General features: G+C 67.7%; 14 protein-coding genes. 7 read left to right on the forward strand and 7 right to left on the reverse strand.

Annotation, left to right across the window (positions count from 1 at the left end):
* Window positions 1-113: 113 nt before the first annotated feature.
* The 3 genes from AB0F43_RS36050 (at window position 114) to AB0F43_RS36060 (ending at window position 4,308) form a co-directional block, all read left to right on the forward strand.
* Window positions 114-2,303, forward strand: coding sequence for an MMPL family transporter (locus AB0F43_RS36050; RefSeq protein WP_360487654.1), 2,190 nt, complete (start codon window positions 114-116; stop codon window positions 2,301-2,303).
* A gap of 10 nt (window positions 2,304-2,313) precedes the next feature.
* Window positions 2,314-2,754 carry a YdeI/OmpD-associated family protein gene (locus AB0F43_RS36055; RefSeq protein ID WP_360487657.1) on the forward strand — a complete coding sequence of 147 codons (441 nt, stop codon included), beginning with the start codon at window positions 2,314-2,316 and terminating at the stop codon, window positions 2,752-2,754.
* A gap of 114 nt (window positions 2,755-2,868) precedes the next feature.
* Entirely contained in the window at window positions 2,869-4,308 is a 1,440-nt protein-coding gene (locus tag AB0F43_RS36060; RefSeq protein WP_360487660.1) for an Nramp family divalent metal transporter, read from the forward strand.
* 49 nt (window positions 4,309-4,357) lie between these two features.
* On the opposite strand, the gene AB0F43_RS36065 is transcribed toward AB0F43_RS36060, so the two are convergent.
* Window positions 4,358-5,287, reverse strand: coding sequence for an SMP-30/gluconolactonase/LRE family protein (locus tag AB0F43_RS36065; RefSeq protein ID WP_360487663.1), 930 nt, complete (start codon window positions 5,285-5,287; stop codon window positions 4,358-4,360).
* A 95-nt stretch (window positions 5,288-5,382) separates the two neighbouring features.
* The gene (locus AB0F43_RS36070) at window positions 5,383-5,820 is read right to left on the reverse strand and encodes a DUF6069 family protein (protein WP_360487666.1); all 438 of its coding nucleotides are present in this window, start codon (window positions 5,818-5,820) and stop codon (window positions 5,383-5,385) included.
* A 91-nt stretch (window positions 5,821-5,911) separates the two neighbouring features.
* Between AB0F43_RS36070 and AB0F43_RS36075 the strand changes: the two genes are divergently transcribed.
* The 3 genes from AB0F43_RS36075 (at window position 5,912) to AB0F43_RS36085 (ending at window position 9,521) form a co-directional block, all read left to right on the forward strand.
* Complete coding sequence (locus AB0F43_RS36075; RefSeq protein WP_360487668.1) at window positions 5,912-6,385, forward strand: MarR family winged helix-turn-helix transcriptional regulator; 474 nt, start codon at window positions 5,912-5,914, stop codon at window positions 6,383-6,385.
* Between the two features lie 65 nt (window positions 6,386-6,450).
* On the forward strand, window positions 6,451-8,235 hold the full coding sequence (locus tag AB0F43_RS36080) for a biotin carboxylase N-terminal domain-containing protein (RefSeq protein ID WP_360487671.1): 1,785 nt from the start codon (window positions 6,451-6,453) through the stop codon (window positions 8,233-8,235).
* 443 nt (window positions 8,236-8,678) lie between these two features.
* Complete coding sequence (locus tag AB0F43_RS36085; RefSeq protein ID WP_360487674.1) at window positions 8,679-9,521, forward strand: peptidylprolyl isomerase; 843 nt, start codon at window positions 8,679-8,681, stop codon at window positions 9,519-9,521.
* A 116-nt stretch (window positions 9,522-9,637) separates the two neighbouring features.
* On the opposite strand, the gene AB0F43_RS36090 is transcribed toward AB0F43_RS36085, so the two are convergent.
* The 3 genes from AB0F43_RS36090 to AB0F43_RS36100 form a co-directional block, all read right to left on the reverse strand.
* The gene (locus AB0F43_RS36090) at window positions 9,638-10,789 is read right to left on the reverse strand and encodes a glycoside hydrolase family 76 protein (protein WP_360487677.1); all 1,152 of its coding nucleotides are present in this window, start codon (window positions 10,787-10,789) and stop codon (window positions 9,638-9,640) included.
* Between the two features lie 114 nt (window positions 10,790-10,903).
* Window positions 10,904-11,227: a SpoIID/LytB domain-containing protein gene (locus AB0F43_RS36095; RefSeq protein WP_360487680.1), complete on the reverse strand. Its 324-nt coding sequence runs from the start codon at window positions 11,225-11,227 to the stop codon at window positions 10,904-10,906.
* A 118-nt stretch (window positions 11,228-11,345) separates the two neighbouring features.
* Complete coding sequence (locus AB0F43_RS36100; protein WP_360487683.1) at window positions 11,346-12,884, reverse strand: N-acetylmuramoyl-L-alanine amidase; 1,539 nt, start codon at window positions 12,882-12,884, stop codon at window positions 11,346-11,348.
* Window positions 12,885-13,123: 239 nt separating this feature from the next.
* Here AB0F43_RS36100 and AB0F43_RS36105 point away from each other — a divergent pair, with 239 nt between their 5' ends.
* Window positions 13,124-13,963 (forward strand): hypothetical protein, encoded by an 840-nt coding sequence (locus tag AB0F43_RS36105; RefSeq protein WP_360487685.1) that lies wholly within the window; start codon window positions 13,124-13,126, stop codon window positions 13,961-13,963.
* Window positions 13,964-14,020: 57 nt separating this feature from the next.
* Here AB0F43_RS36105 and AB0F43_RS36110 read toward each other — a convergent pair whose 3' ends face one another.
* Window positions 14,021-14,905 (reverse strand): hypothetical protein, encoded by an 885-nt coding sequence (locus AB0F43_RS36110; protein ID WP_360487688.1) that lies wholly within the window; start codon window positions 14,903-14,905, stop codon window positions 14,021-14,023.
* A 123-nt stretch (window positions 14,906-15,028) separates the two neighbouring features.
* Complete coding sequence (locus tag AB0F43_RS36115) at window positions 15,029-15,949, reverse strand: hypothetical protein (protein WP_360487691.1); 921 nt, start codon at window positions 15,947-15,949, stop codon at window positions 15,029-15,031.
* Between the last annotated feature and the right edge of the window lie 6 nt (window positions 15,950-15,955).

Raw genomic sequence — 15,955 nt, forward strand, 5'->3', positions numbered from 1 at the left:
AGTCATCTTGTTGTTACGCCGCCGAAACGGCTCCCGCACACCCGTGGCCGGGCAGTGAGAGAAGAGGCGATGCGGCTGGGTACTGTGCCCCTACCGAGGGCGAGGGGACAACGTTGAAACAGACTGAGCGGACCACCGAGCAACCAGGTCTGGAGACTGCCGACGGCGGCCGGGGTGGACCGTCCGGTGCGCGCTGGGCCTGGCGGGCGGCTATCGCCGCCGTCCTGATCGGCTGGCTGGTGCTGGCCTCGCTGGGCGGCCCGACGGTAGGGAAGTTGAGTGAGGTCCAGGAGAACGACAACGCCAATTTCCTACCGAAACAAGCCGAGTCCACGCTGGTCAGTAACGAGTCCGCGAAGTTCGTCGACTCCAAGGCGTTGCCGTACTTCGTCCTGATCACCCGCGACGCCGGCATCACTCCGGCCGATCTGGCCGCAGCCAACTCCTTCCTTGCCAAGGTGCCCACCCTGGACCTCGGCAACGGCAGGACGATCGGTGACTACCTCGCGTCACCGGCGAAGACGGTGATCCCGTCGGAGGACAGGAAGGCCCTGCTGCTCACCGTCGAACTGGACGGCGACCGCGCCGACGACGTGGTGAAGGAGGGCGAAACCGTCCTGTACGCCGCCGCCCACGCCATGCGGACGGAGATAGGACAAGACCTCACACCCACTGGTCTGACGGTCTACGTGACCGGCCCGGGCGGCGTGTTCGCGGACTTCGTCGTCGCCTTCAGCGGGATCGACGGAATCCTGCTCGGCGTCGCGCTCGCGGTGGTGTTCGTCATCCTGCTGATCGTCTACCGCAGCCCGATCCTGCCCATCGCCGTACTGCTGACCGCTGTCTTCGGCCTCGCCCTGGCCGCGCTGGTGGTGTATCCGCTGGCGAAGAGCGGCGTACTGGAACTGAACGGACAGAGTCAGGGCATCCTGTTCATCCTGGTCGTCGGGGCCGCGACCGACTACTCGCTGCTACTGGTCTCTCGTTACAAAGAGGAGTTGCACGACTACACCAGCAAGTACGACGCGATGCGGATCGCGTGGCGGGCGTCGATCGAGCCGATCGCGGCCAGTGCGGCGACCGTCATCCTCGGGCTGCTCTGCCTGCTGCTGTCCCAGCTCGGCAGCACCAAGGGCCTCGGCCCGGTCGGCGCGATCGGTATCGCCGGGGCGCTGGTCGCCTCGATGAGCTTCCTGCCGGCGATCCTGCTCGCCTTCGGCCGGCGGATCTTCTGGCCGTCGATCCCGCGGGTGGACCACGTGCACGCCCGCGACCAGGTCGGCGGCCGTCGTCTGTGGGGCCGGGTGTCCGGTCTGGTCGGGCGGAGTCCGCGCAAGGTCTGGGCGATCACCGCGCTGGCGCTGCTCGGCTGTGCGGCGTTCCTGCCGACGTTCAAGGCGAGCGGCATCTCGCAGGAGGACCTGTTCCTCGACAAGGTCGAGTCCGTCACCGGGCAGGAGGAGTTGGCCGAGCACTTCGACGCCGGCGCCGGTACGCCGGTCCAGATCCTCACCCCGGTCGCCCAGGCCGACCAGGTGGTCCAGGTCGCGTCCCAGGTCGACGGCGTCGGTACGGCGTCCGCCTCGGCGGCACCCGGCGTACCGCCGAAGGTTGTCGACGGCAAGGTTCTGGTCCAGGCCACGCTCGAGGTGGCGGCCGACTCACCGGCGGCCACCAAGGTGGTCGAGCACCTGCGCACCGACCTGGACAAGGTCTCGCCGGAGATCCTGGTCGGCGGCAACACCGCGATCAACCTGGACGTGCTCGAGGCGAGTGAGCGCGACCTGCGGGTGATCATCCCGGCCATCCTGGCGGTGATCTTCGTCGTACTCATGCTGTTGCTGCGCTCGGTCGTGGCGGCGGTCCTGCTGGTGGTCGCGAACGTGATCTCGTTCGGCGCCACCGTCGGGGTGAGCGCGCTGATGTTCAACCACGTGTTCGGCTTCCCCGGCGCGGACCCGAGCATCCCGCTGTACGCGTTCGTCTTCCTTGTTGCCCTGGGCATCGACTACTCGATCTTCCTGATGACCCGGGTCCGGGAGGAGTCCCGGGAACAAGGCACCAGACCGGGCATCCTGGTCGGCCTGGCGGTGACCGGTGGGGTGATCACCTCGGCCGGCGTGGTGCTCGCGGCCACCTTCTCGGCCCTCGCCGTACTGCCGATCCTGTTCCTGGTCCAGATCGCCTTCATGGTCGCCTTCGGCGTCCTCCTCGACACGACCGTCGTCCGTTCCCTGCTCGTCCCCGCCCTCGCCTACGACCTCGGCAAGAAGACCTGGTGGCCCAGCAAGCTGGCGTCCTGAGGTGCGGCCTATGGAGACCTTCGAAGCGACGATTGTGATGAACGACGGGGGTGGGGCGTGGGTGGAGGTGCCGGATGAAGTGGTCGCCGCGCTCGGGGGCGGTGGGCGGATACCGGTGCAGGCTTCGTTCGACGGAATCGCGTACCGCGGGTCGATCGCGTCGATGGGTGGCTGCATGGCGCTGGGCCTGCTGAAGGGCATCCGGAGTCAGTTGGGCAAGGGCGACGGTGATCCGGTCACCGTGACGGTCGAGCGCGACACGGCCGAGCGGACGGTGGAGGTGCCGGCGGATTTCGCCGCGGCACTCGAGGAGGCCGGGCTCCGAAACACTTTCGATGCCCTGAGCTACAGCCACCGGCGCGAACACGTCAACGCGATCAACGACGCCAAGAAGCCGGAAACCCGCGTACGCCGCATCACCAAAGCGGTCGAGATGCTCAAGTCCTCTTGAAAGCTCCCCTGTGTCGGGTCGCCAGTGTCGACTGTGTTCGCTATGGTCCGGAGATGGTCGTGTCTGGTCGTCCAGCCGCGACCAACGTGCGGGGGCCGAGGAAGTGAGGAGCTCATGGCAGAGATCACATCCAGTGAACATGGCAGATTCGCACTGCCGACCAAGAACCTTCCCGCCCCGCAGGTCCGCGACCTGCCCGAACCGCCCAGCAACACCTGGCGGATCATCGGCCCGGGCATGGTCGGCGCCGGCGTCGGCCTGGCGTCCGGTGAGTTCATCCTCTGGCCGTACATCTCCAGCCAGGTCGGCCTGGTGTTCCTCTGGGGGATGGTCGTCGGGGTCATCATCCAGTGGTTCCTGAACATGGAGATCGAGCGGTACACGCTGGCCACTGGTGAGACAGCGTTGACCGGCTTCAACCGCTACGGCAAGCACTGGGGCCTGTTCTTCGCGATCATGACGTACCTCGCGAACATGTGGCCCGGCTGGGCGACCAGCTCGGCGTCGATGCTCACCTACCTGTTCGGCGCCGGCGACCCGCGCTGGATCGCGATCGGCATCCTGCTCTTCATCGGCGTCATCCTGACCCTGGCGCCAGTGGTGTACGTGATGCTCGAGCGGCTGATCTTCGTCAAGGTCGCGGCCGTCGCGTTGCTCGTCGTACTGGCGCTGATCTTCGCCATCCGGGGCCGGACCTACAGCGCGCTGGGCGACGCCGTCACCAACCCGCAGTTCCCGGTGGAGACGCTCGGCTTCGCACTGATGATGGGCGCGATCGCGTACGCCGGTGCCGGCGGCGGTCAGAACCTGGTCCAGAGCAACTGGATCCGGGACAAGGGGTTCGGCATGGGCACCCACGTGCCGCGCCTGGTCTCGCCGATCACCGGTCAGCCGGAGGCGGACCCGAGCGCCAACGGGTACATCTTCACCACTGACGAAGCGAACATGGCCCGCTGGCGGCGCTGGTGGAAGTTCGCCAACGTCGAGCAGGCCACGACGTTCGTGTTGATCACGGTGCTCACCATCTTGTTCACCTCGATGCTGGCACACGCGACGTTGTTCGGCGACGAGAGCGTCAAGAACAACATCAGCTTCCTGAAGATCGAGGGCACCACGTTGCAGAACGTGGTCGGCGGCTGGTTCGGGTCCCTGTTCTGGGCGATCGGCGCGTTCTCGCTGTTCGCGTCCGCGGCCGGCATCGTCGACTACACCTCCCGGCTGACCTCGGACATGATCAAGGCCCGCTACCTGCGCAACTCACAGATCTCCGAGTCCAAGCTGTACTTCTGGCTGGTCTGGGGACTGGTTGCCTTCGGCATCCTCGTGCTGCTGGCCGGCCTGACCCAGCCGCTGGTGCTGCTGGTCATCTCCGCCTGCACGGCGGGCACGATGATGTTCGTGTACTCGGGCCTGCTCTGGTGGATGAACTCGCACGCCCTCCCGCACGCCATCCGGATCACCCGGTTCCGCACCGCGGTTCTGCTGTTCGCGTTCCTCGCCTTCGGAGCGCTGGCCGTCTTCACCGTCATCGACCAGGTCAAGAAGAACTTCTGACCGCAAGAACGGGCCTGGGGACGACGATCGTCGTCCCCAGGCCCGTTCGTCAGATGCTGGGTCCGTACGCGCCTGGGGCGCCGTTGACCGTGGTGAACAGGGAGTAGACCGAGGTGGTCGCGGTCAGGAAGAGGCGGTTGCGCTTGGCACCGCCCCAGGTGAGGTTGGAGACGGTCTCGGGGACCAGGAGCTTGCCGAGCAGGCTGCCGTCCGGGTGGTACACGTGGACGCCGTCCGCGGCCGAGGCCCAGATCCGGCCCTCGGTGTCGAGCCGGATGCCGTCGAAGACCCCGTTACCGCACTCGGCGAACAGCTCACCGCCGGAGAGTTTGTCGCCGTCGACGGTGAAGACGCGGATCGTCGCCTCCGCCGAATCGGTGATGTAGAGCAACGACTCGTCCAGCGAGAAGGCGAGCCCGTTCGGCCGGTTGAAGTCGTCGGCGACCCGGGTCAGCGCCCCGTCCGCCGAGACGCGGTAGACGTGGCAACCACCCGTCTCGATCAGGCCCTTGTACCCCTCGTAGTCGGAGTCGATGCCGTACGCCGGGTCGGTGAACCAGACCGATCCGTCCCGCTTGACCACGACGTCGTTCGGGCTGTTCAGCCGCTTCCCGTCGTACTCGGACGCGAGCACGGTGACGGCGCCGTGGTGCTCGGTCCGGGTGACCCGGCGGTTGCCGTGCTCACAGCTGACCAGGCGGCCCTCGGTGTCCAGCGTGTGCCCGTTCGTGTTCCCGGCCGGGTGCCGGAAGACCGAGACCTGGTACGACGTCTCGTCCCAGCGCAGGATGCGGTCGTTCGGGATGTCGCTCCAGAGCAGGTAGCGACCGGCCGGCGAGTACACCGGTCCCTCGACCCACCGTCCGCCGGTCCACAACCGCTCCAGCAGCCGGTCGCCGCGGATCCCGGCGAACCGGTCGTCCAGCTTCTCCCAGACAGCCGGCGCGGTACCGGCCAGCGGCTCGAGAATGCCCGTCATCGTCATTCCTCCACGACTCGCCTGCAGATCCACCGGAAACCCTATGCCGTCCGGGTACGGCGCGCGGCCGAAAGCCCGGTGAGTGGACCTCGTTCCTACTTCGTCGTACGGGCGTAGAGCGGGATCAGGACTGCGCCGACGACCACGTGCATCAGCAGCAGGGCCACCTTGGCGTCGGTGGCGATCTCGCCCGAGTTGAACGGCATCACGAACGACAGCAGCAGCACGACCGATGCCGTCATCACCCAGGCCCGGCGCGCTCGGCGTCCGGCGAGCCGCTCGAGCAGGGCCAGGAAGGCCCAGCCGACCAGACCGGCGGCGAGTGCCATGGGGATCACCAGACCCGGGCCCACGACTGTCGTCGTACCCGAGTTGGTGACGGTGAAGTCGACGCCCAGCAGCGGGTCGGCGACGAGCCAGACGAGGAACGCGCCGGCGGCGGCCAGCACAGCCGCGAGGGCGCGAGCGGTACGGCGGGTGCGCGCGGCAGGGACCGGGGTGACAGCGGTGGCGGACATGATGGAGCCTCGCATTCCTGGAGATTATCAATAATGGAGCTTCTCCATCATTCGCCGGAATGCTGGAGGAAGTCAACTATTGAGATCCTTGGGTAAACTCGGGTCCATGGCTTCGGAACGGGATCAGCTGGCCGGGCTCGCCCAGCAGGTGATGGACGTCTCGCTGTGGATGGCGCGGCACTACCACCAGCGCTTCGCCGCCGACCTCGGCCTGACCGACACGCTGGCCCGGTCCCTGCTGCAACTGGATCCCGACCATCCGGTGCCGACCCGCGCGCTCGCGTCGATGCTCGGTTGCGACCCGTCCAACGTGACGCCGTTCGTCGACCGGCTGGAGCAGGCCGGCCTGGTCGAGCGGCAGGTCGACCCGCACGACCGCCGGGTCAAGACGCTGGTGGTGACGACGGAGGGCCGGGCCATGCTCGAGCGGATGAACGACATCCGCGGCACCGACTCCCCGCCCCTGCAGGCGCTCACCCCGTCCGAGCGCGACACGCTGGAGAAACTGCTCGCCAAGGCCTGGACCGCCGCCAAGGCGTACGAGGCCGACCAGTGCGCCCGGACGAGAGCCAAGATGTGAGAAACGCCCTGTCTCCCCGAAGGGCTGCTTGACCCTAGACTCGGGCTGGCCGAAGGGAGTCAGCTGTGTCCGACAGCAAGCAGATCACGAAGGTGCTGGTCGCCAACCGGGGCGAGATCGCCGTCCGGGTCGTCCGCGCCGCCGCCGACGCAGGGCTGAGCAGCGTCGCCGTGTACGCCGAGCAGGATCGCGACGCCCTGTTCGTCCGGCTCGCCGACGAGGCATACTCGCTGGACGGCGCGACACCGGCCGACTCCTACCTGAACATCGCCAAGCTCCTCGACGTCGCGGCCCGCTCCGGCGCGGACGCCGTACACCCGGGGTACGGCTTCCTGGCCGAGAACGCCGAGTTCGCCCAGGCGGTGATCGACGCCGGGCTGATCTGGATCGGCCCGCCGCCGTCGGCCATCGACTCCCTCGGCGACAAGGTCAAGGCACGACACATCGCCGACAAGGTCGGCGCCCCGCAGGTCCCGGGTACGCCGAACCCCGTCTCCGGCGCCGACGAGGTGCTCGCGTTCGCCGAGCAGTACGGCCTGCCGATCGCGATCAAGGCGGCGTACGGCGGTGGCGGTCGGGGCATGAAGGTGGCCCGGACGCTGGAGGAAGTGCCCGAGCTCTACGACTCCGCCGTCCGTGAGGCGGTCAGCGCGTTCGGCCGCGGCGAGTGCTTCGTCGAGCGGTACCTGGACAAGCCGCGGCACGTGGAGACCCAGTGCCTGGCCGATGCCCACGGCAACGTCGTGGTCGTCTCAACCCGGGACTGCTCACTGCAGCGCCGGTACCAGAAGCTGGTCGAGGAGGCGCCCGCTCCGTTCCTGTCCGAGGAGCAGCTGGAGACGTTGTACTCGGCCTCGAAGGCGATCCTGCGCGAGGCCGGGTACGTCGGTGCCGGCACGTGTGAGTTCCTGGTCGGGCAGGACGGGCTGATCTCCTTCCTCGAGGTGAACACCCGGCTGCAGGTCGAGCACCCGGTTTCGGAGGAGGTCACCGGTCTGGATCTGGTCCGGGAGATGTTCCGGATCGCCCAGGGCGAGGAGCTCGGGTACGACGATCCGGTCGTGTCAGGGCACTCGATCGAGTTCCGGATCAACGCCGAGGACGCTGGACGTGGATTCCTGCCGGCGCCGGGCACGTTGACCCGTTGGCACGCGCCGTCCGGTCCCGGCGTACGGCTCGACGGCGGCTACGACCAGGGCGAGACCGTGCCGGGTGCGTTCGACTCGCTGGTGGCGAAGCTGATCGTCTCGGGTCGTGATCGTCAGCAGGCGCTGGAGCGGTCCCGCCGCGCGCTGCGCGAGTTCGTGGTCGAGGGCATGCCGACGGTGATCCCGTTCCATGCGTCGGTCGTGTCGGACCCGGCCTTCATCGGCGGTGACGGCTTCAAGGTGCACACCCGCTGGATCGAGACCGAGTACGACAACCAGATCCCGCCGTACGACGGCCCCGTGGGCGAGCCCGCTGAAGCCGGCGGGCGCGAGAAGGTGACTGTCGAGGTCGGCGGCAAGCGGCTCGAGGTCGTCCTCCCGGCAGGCCTGGGCGCGGCCGCGGCCGCCGGTGGTGGCACCGCCGCGGGCACGAAGAAGAAGCCGACCCGCCGCGCCGGCGGCTCCGGCAAGAGCTCAGCCGCCTCCGGCGACTCGCTGACCTCCCCCATGCAGGGCACCATCGTCAAGCTCGCCGTCGAGGAAGGCGCCACCGTCGCCGAAGGCGACCTCATCGTTGTCCTCGAAGCCATGAAGATGGAACAACCCCTCAACGCCCACAAGTCCGGCACCATCACAGCCCTGACCGCCGAAGTCGGCGCCACCGTCACCGCCGGCGCCATCCTCTGCGAAATCAAAGACTGACACCGGACACCCCAACCTGAAACCGCCAGGGCCTCGGGCGCTGAACCACCCAGCGGGGGCTTGAACAGCTTATTTCCGGCTCTCATGCCAGGTGTGGGTGATCGTTCACCGGTACGGGATCCGACCAGCGGGTCCGGTCCAGCCGACCGGGGAGGGTTTTGCGCCCGATCCGGGGCAAAACCCTCCCCAGTCCACCACGGCAGCCCCGTACTGGTCGGCCCGGGCCTGGCACCCGTACCTCGACGACCGCTATCTCCGCTGGCGCCTGGTGGAGCTGGAGGATCAGCGGGTGGAGGATGACTAGCGAGCGAAGGCGGGCAGCTGGACGGTCGCCGCGTAGCGGTGTCCTATTTGCACTGCCGATTTTGCGCCCCGGATTGACAGACAGTTCTCAGGTTGGGGCTGTAGGTTCCCTGCAGGTATCTCGGTGAGGAGGGTTCTGCATGTCCAAGAAGACCCATCAGCAGCAGCTGGCGGCGCGGAAGGCGAAGCGGCAGGCCGAGCGGGTCGCCGAGCAGCGGCGGCAGCGGCGGAATCTGACGGTCACCATCACCGCGATCGTCACGGTGGTCGTGGTCGTGGTCGGGGTCTTCGTCGTGCTCGGCAACGGGGACGACGCCTCCCCCGCTGCGTCGGCTGGTCCGGACAACAAGCCGCAGAGCATCCCGACGGCGCTCGCGGCGGCGCCGAAGCGGGCGACCGCCTTGCCGGCCGAGGTGACCTGCACGTACAAGAAGGGCACCGAGGCGGCGAGCAAGAAGGTGAATCCGCCGGCCGACGGCAAGACCAAGGCGTCCGGTACGTCGAAGGTCAGCCTGAACACGTCGATCGGTGACCTGCAGCTCACCCTGGACAGCTCACTCGCACCCTGCGCGGTCAAGAGCTTCCTCAGCCTGGTCGGGCAGAAGTTCTACGACGACACCACGTGTCACCGGCTGACCGTCGGCGCGGGCCTGCAGGTGCTGCAGTGCGGTGACCCGACCGCGACTGGTGGGGGCGGCCCGGGGTACAGCTTCGCGGACGAGGTGTTCCCAACGCTGAAGTACGGCCGCGGTGTGCTGGCGATGGCGAACTCGGGGCCGAACACGAACGGCAGCCAGTTCTTCATCGTGTACGGCGACGGGTCCGGTCTCAGCCCGGACTACACCGCGTTCGGCACCATCGACGAGCCCAGCCTCAAACTCATCGACAAGGTCGCCGAAGCCGGCGTGACCCCGCAGAACGGCCCCACCGACGGCACCCCCGTCACCCCGGTCAAGATCGAAACCGCCACCGCGGCCGCCTGACGCCCGGCAGCAGGGCTGTCGTGATTTGACTGGTTGACCCACGAAATGGGGGGTTTGCCACCCTGAATCAGGGTGGCAAACCCCCAATGGCCCTGGTCAACCAGGCAAATGCTGGGTCAGGCCAGGAGGCCGTACTTGGAGCGGGGCCAGGCCAGCAGGGCGTGGATCTGGGCGATGCCGGCTTGCTCGAGCAGTTGCACGGGACCGTCGACGAAGTGGTAGAGCCCGGTGGCGGGGTTGCGGGCCTCGGTCCAGGCCCGGTCGGCGTAGGCCTGCATGGTCTGCTTGTAGCGGCGGTCGGGCGCGACCGAGTCGAGGATCAGCAGGTTCTTGAACCAGATGGAGTTGAAGCGGGTCGGCTGCTTCCAGAGGCGGTCGTCCTCGGCGTAGAAGGCGAGTGACGCGTTCGCCACCGACTTGGCATCCTCGAGGTACTTCCGGTCACCCGTTGCCTTGAACAACAGTACGCCGGCGCCGAGCATCACACCCTGGTTGTAGCTCCACTGGGTCTTCTCGATGTTCCCGGCCAGGTCGATGTGGTCCCAGTACAACCCGTTCGGTGCGAGCATGCAGTCCTGGGTCCACTCGTACATCCGCTTGGCCCAGGTCAGGTACGACCGGTCCCGCGTCAGCAGATAGAGATGCGCACCCAGCTCCGCACCCGGCCCGTTCGACACCGTGTTGCGGTCCTGGCTCCACGGCGCCTGGGTCCAGAAGACGCCACCGGCGCACGGGTGCGACGGATCCGTGTCCCAGCCAAAGACCACCAGGTCGAAGATCTCCTTGGCCCGGGCCAGCGCCGCACGGTCACCGGTCCGCTTGTAGTGCTGGACGAGGTGCAGCCCGATCCACTCGTTGTCGTCGTAGAACTTGTCCCCGCCCTGCCCCAGCGGCGGACGCACGTACGAGTCGTACCCCTTCGGCGTCGTCTCGGAGTTCCAGTACGGCTCGTACGCCGCGATCCGGCGGTCGGCCTCCTGCGACGCCTTGATCCCGGCCCCCGGGATACCGGCCAGGTTCTCGGCCGCGATCGCCGCCTGCGAGTACGGCCACACGTAGGCGTACGGGTTGGGGTGCGTGTTCGGGTATTCCTCGAGCAGCAGGTCCCTCCCCGCGTCGAAGTACTTGTTCAGCGCCTCGTACGACGCATTGGCCCGGGCCGCTGGACTGGTCACGGCATCAGCCGAGGACACGTGCAGAGACCCGAGTACGGCGACCGCCAGCACACCGGCCGCGATCCTGGTTGATATACCAAATTTTCTGCGCATCGACCTGCTCCTCCTGGGCGGTGGCGGTTGACATCGATGTCAAGTTCTAACCGGAGCAGGGAGAACGCGTCAATGGCTCGGCGACCTGCGGTTTCGCCGGCATCAGTTGGTATATCAGGCATGAAGCGCCGGACCGGCTGCCGTCGCACCGCCGTTGGACGAGGAGAACTCGGCCATGATCGGCTTGCCTTCGTACAGCCGGATCTGTCCTGCCGTCGCGGCGATCGCGGTGTTCGTCGACGCCTGCTCCGAGTCGTAGCCGCCGCACACCTGGCAGGCGGTCGTGTCGCACAGGTCGTACGCTCGCCACACGGCCTGATTGCGGTGGTAGACGGAATAGGTGCGCGCGGCAACAGCTTGAGCCTGGAGTGTGGCGCGAAGCCAAGTGGACAAAGCTTCCCGCGGTACGACGCCACGGAGGTAGCGCTCCAAGGACACGACGTTCACCGTCTCCGGATGCGCGCCTGATATGTCGATGGCTCGGAGCGCACCGCGATAGCGCCGTACCACTCCACTGGCAGGATCAGACCGATCACCGGCGAGCCCGCGCTTCTCATCAGCCGTTCAGGTAGGTGACGTAGACCTTGCCTTGGTGGGCGTTGTAGGTGAGCCACCCGCGCTCGTACTTCTGCCGGATTCCGTTCGTCACCGTGTACATGTCGGTCATCGGCAGCCCGAGCCGCGACTGCTCCGCGCCGAGAGCGACGTACGAGCGGAAGATCGGACCGGCGACCGGGTGAATGCCGTAGGGCTTCGACCAGTAGAGCGCGCCGTAGCGGAAGGCCTGAATCAAGGTGCCGCGCTTACCTTGGCCGTACTCCCGGACGGGCAGGCCGAGCGCGGAGGCGTCCAGGCCGAGTTTCCGATACTTCGACCGGAACACGCCGACGGTCGAATGGGTGCCGGTGGCTTGGGAGTAGAAGACGTCGCGGTTGGCGAAGTAGGTCCCCCAGCCGGTCTTCGTCCTGTGTTCACCCCAGAAGGGCTCACCGGTGCTGCTGAATCCGACCTGCCTGGCGAACCGGTAGATCGGCGTCGAGACACTGCCTCCCATCAGCACACCAACCCGTTGCCTCAGCCAACCAAGTTTGTTGTAGAGCAGCCGGCCCGGGCATTCCGTCGCCTTGGTGTCGCGATGTCCGGAGATGGTGCGCAGCCGTACGCCGTTCATCACGATCGCAGTCAGCGGCGACCGATAGTTGGCGTCGAACTTCCAAGCGATCACCCGAGCTGTCTTCTCGAGCATCGCCGACGTCGGCGTGGCGCTTTGGAAATTGCCGATCAGCGCGACGCCGAACGAGTTCGTGTTGAACCCTCCGGTGTGGGCGCCGAGGACGGGCAGTTGCGCGCCGCCGTACCGGCCTTCGAAGACCCGGCCGAAGCGGTCGACGAGGAAGTTGTAGCCGATGTCGCACCAACCGCGGCTCTTCACGTGGTAGGCGTACGTCGCGCGCATGATCGCCGGGACCTGCTCGCGGGTGTAGGTGTTGCGATCGGCCGTGTGGTGGACGAACGCGGCCTGCACGGTGCTCGTGTACTTCGGAACCACGCAGCCCGGGTTGTAGCTGCGCAGCCGCTCGTCGGCGCCCCATGCCCTGCGACTGGCCATGGCCGGCATCGGGTACGGCGTCTCGCCGGTCGCCATCGTCGTGAAGGTTTCCGCGGCGGGCTCTTCGGCGTCGGTCGCCAGTACGCCGGGATTGATGAGGACCACCTTCGCGTCGTCGACCGTCCTACCGTCGGAACTCGTGACGCTGGCCTGCACACCCTGAGATTTGCCGACCCACAGCGGATCGGTGCCAGAACGGCCTCTGCCCTCAGGCGTCCCCGGGTCCGGTCCGTGCTCGTCCTCGACGTCCAGCGTCTCCCACTTCGACCACGCGCCGTCGCGCTGGACGCGCACCTGGGCCGTCACCTTCTGCGTGCTCTTTGGCCACGTGATGCCGACCAGCTCGAAGGGCTTGGTCCCGGTGGCATCCGTGGCCGCGAACGCACGCGAGCTCTGACGCAGCGGGATCTCCTGGTACGACGCGTCGACGGGCGCCTGCTCGGCGGCTGATGGCGCAGGCGCCGCCGGTCGGGCTTGAAGCGGCACGTGCGGGACAGTCAGGGCGAGACCCGTTACTGCGACGGACAGAAGTCGGGAGGTCCTGATCATGGCCAGCCTTCCAGCGTGGGGGAAGCGGTATCCGGGCAGTAGTCAAGTATGCGCGCTCAGTGACCAGTTGAATAGTAGTGGCGCTCACTTTTCGTGGCGCGATGCGGTTGAGCGATTGGATAGGCTCTCCGTAAAGCCCCTGCGAGACCAGCCTTGAGAGGCGGAAGAGGCCCGTCATGGAGTTCATCCTGATCATCGCGGTTGTGGTGATCGCTGTTCTGGCATACCGGTCGTACCGGCGGACCCAGCTGCAGAACCGCAAGCAGCACGAGATCACCGCCGCTGAGCTCGAGTCGGTGAAGCGCACCGCCGACGAGGACATCACCAGGTTCGGCGAGGAGCTGCAGGACCTGGACCTGGACATGGTCGGCAAGGACCTCGGCGACGGGGCGCGGCAGGACTACCAGCGCGCCCTGGACTCGTACGAATCGGCCAAGGAGGCGGTCGGCAAGGTCACCCAGGCCGACGAGATCAAGCACGTCATCGAGATCCTCGAGGACGGCCGCTACGCGGCGGCCTGCGTGCGGGCCCGGGTGAACGGCGAGCCGCTGCCGCAGCGCCGCCCGTCCTGCTTCTTCAACCCGCAGCACGGCCCGTCCGTCGAGGACGTGACCTGGGCGCCGCCGGGCGGCGCGCCGCGTGAGGTGCCGGCCTGTGCGGCCGACGCCGAGCGGGTCCGGGCCGGTGCGGAGCCGGACGTCCGCAAGGTCATGGTGGGCCCGCAGCGGGTGCCGTACTGGGAGGCCGGCCCGGCCTACTCGCCGTACGCGCAGGGCATGTTCGGCGCCCTCGGCGGCGTGATGACCGGTATGTTCCTCGGCACCATGCTCGGCGGCATGTTCGCCGGCGGCGGGTACGGCGACTACGCGGCGGGTTCCGAGGGCGGCGACGGCGGCGGCGGTGACGGCGGCGGCGACGGCGGCGGAGATGGTGGCGGCGACTTCGGCGGAGACTTCGGCGGCGGCGACTCCGGCGGCTGGGACTTCGGCGGCGGCGACTTCGGCGGAGACTTCTGACCCGACCTCAACGAGCCCCGGCAACCGTCACGGTTGCCGGGGCTCCGCTGTTGCGGGTTACTCGCCGAAGAGCGGCGAGGCCCCGTCGGCGGTGTGCAGGGAGTACACCGGGTCCTGGTAGCTGCCCGGAAGTTTGCCGAGGCCCTTGATGACGGTGGCGGTGCCGTTCGCGTGGCCGACGGCATACAGGTAGGCCGAGCCGGTGTCCTTGTCGATCGCGGTCAGCAGGGTGCTCTGCGTGCCGCACCTCTCCGCGATCAGGTGCTCGAACCCCTGCCAGGTGGACGACCGGACCTGCTTCACGATCGGCTTCATCGGGGTCGTGGCCGGGATCCGGATCGTGTACAGCGCCCCGCCGCGAGTCGTGGCCAGGAAGGTGTCGTACGTCTTGGTCTCGCTGATCAGCGCCATCGTCTTCACCGCGGAGAATCCCGGGTACGACGCCACGGTGCGGAACCCGTTCGTCCACCGGAACAGCATGCCGTCGGCCCGCAGCCCGTACCGGGCGGACCGGGTGGTGGGGTACGCGCCCCAGAAGGATTGCTCGACCGCGGTGAAGTTGCCCCAACCACCGCCGATCCTGGTCAGGTCGCTGGTCGGTTCGCCCGCTTCGGTGTGGCCGTACACCGCCTGGTACAGCGACGACCCGAGGACGACGTAGGCGGTGGTGACATCCCCGGCCGGGACCGGATCCCAGCTCCAGGTCGAACTCACCTTCGCGGCACCGGCGGTGAACAGTTGCCGGCCGGGCGATTGCTCGGCGGTCGGTGGCGCCGACGCCGTCACGCCCGTGTAGCCGAGGGCGCCGCCGCTGGTGATCGATCCAACCGTCTGCCGGCACGGTGCGGTCGGTCTCGCCGCCGCCGTGCCCGCGGGAACAGTTGCCATGGTCCCCAGCAGCACAGCGGACGCCGCCACCGCGGAGACTCGGTTCAGTTTCATCTGTGAAGTCCTTCCGGAGAGGTTCTCGATCACCTCGATACCGCCCCACCCGAGAAAGTTGCCCATCACCACCAACCGCTCGCGCGGCCACCGAGTATTCGGCAGCCGCGCGAGTGTAACCGGCTACTCGCCGAAGAGGTCTTCGGCTTCGCCGGTCATGGCGTGGTGGGTGACGCCGGGGAAGGGCACCGGGATCTTGCCGAGGCCCTGGATCACCGTGGACGTGCCGTTGGCGTGTCCGACGGCATACAGGTAGGCGGAGTCGGTGTCGTGGTCGATGCCGGTCAGCAGAGTGCCCTGCTTGCCGCACTTGTACGCGACGATCGACTCGAAGCCCTGCCAGGTCGACGTCCGGACCTGCTTGACGATCGGCTTCATCGGCGACGTCAGCGGGATTCGGATGGTGTAGAGGGCGCCGCCGCGGGTGGTGGCCAGCAGCGTGTCGTACGTGCTCGTTTCGCTGATGACCGCCATCGTCTTGACCGCGGAGAAGCCCGGGTACGAACCGAGCGACTTGAAGCCGTTACGGTCCCAGCGGAACAGCACACCGTCGTCGCGCAGGCCGTAGAGGTAGCTGTGCGGCTTGCTCACGAACGACGCGTCGGACTCCTCGATCTGCCGGAACCTGTCCCAGCCGCCACCGATCCGGCGCGAAGTGATCGCCGGGTCCGGCTCCACTCCGTCCCAGCGCATTTCGGCGGAGTACAGACCGGTGCCGCTGATCACTGTCCCGTACCACCAGGACTCGGCCGTCAGCGCGGAGTAGTACCAGGTCGTGCTCTCCTTGACCTGGAAAAGCTTGATCGGATCGAATACCTCGGCCGTCGGTGGGCGGGTGGCGATGACGTCCGCACCACCTTTGTTACCGGCCGCATCGACCGCCCCGACATACATGCCGCACGGAGTGGCGGCCGTTGCCGCGGTCTTCCGCGGCCCTTCCTTCAGCTCCGGCCCCGGCTTCGGCGGGACCGCGGTCGCCGGGATCGCGGTCGCGCCGGCCAGCAAGGCGGCAGCGATCACGACAGAGACTCGTTTCCAGCTCATCTGATC

Origin of the sequence: Kribbella sp. NPDC023972 (assembly GCF_040639075.1) — a bacterium.
Taxonomy (GTDB): Bacteria; Actinomycetota; Actinomycetes; order Propionibacteriales; family Kribbellaceae; genus Kribbella.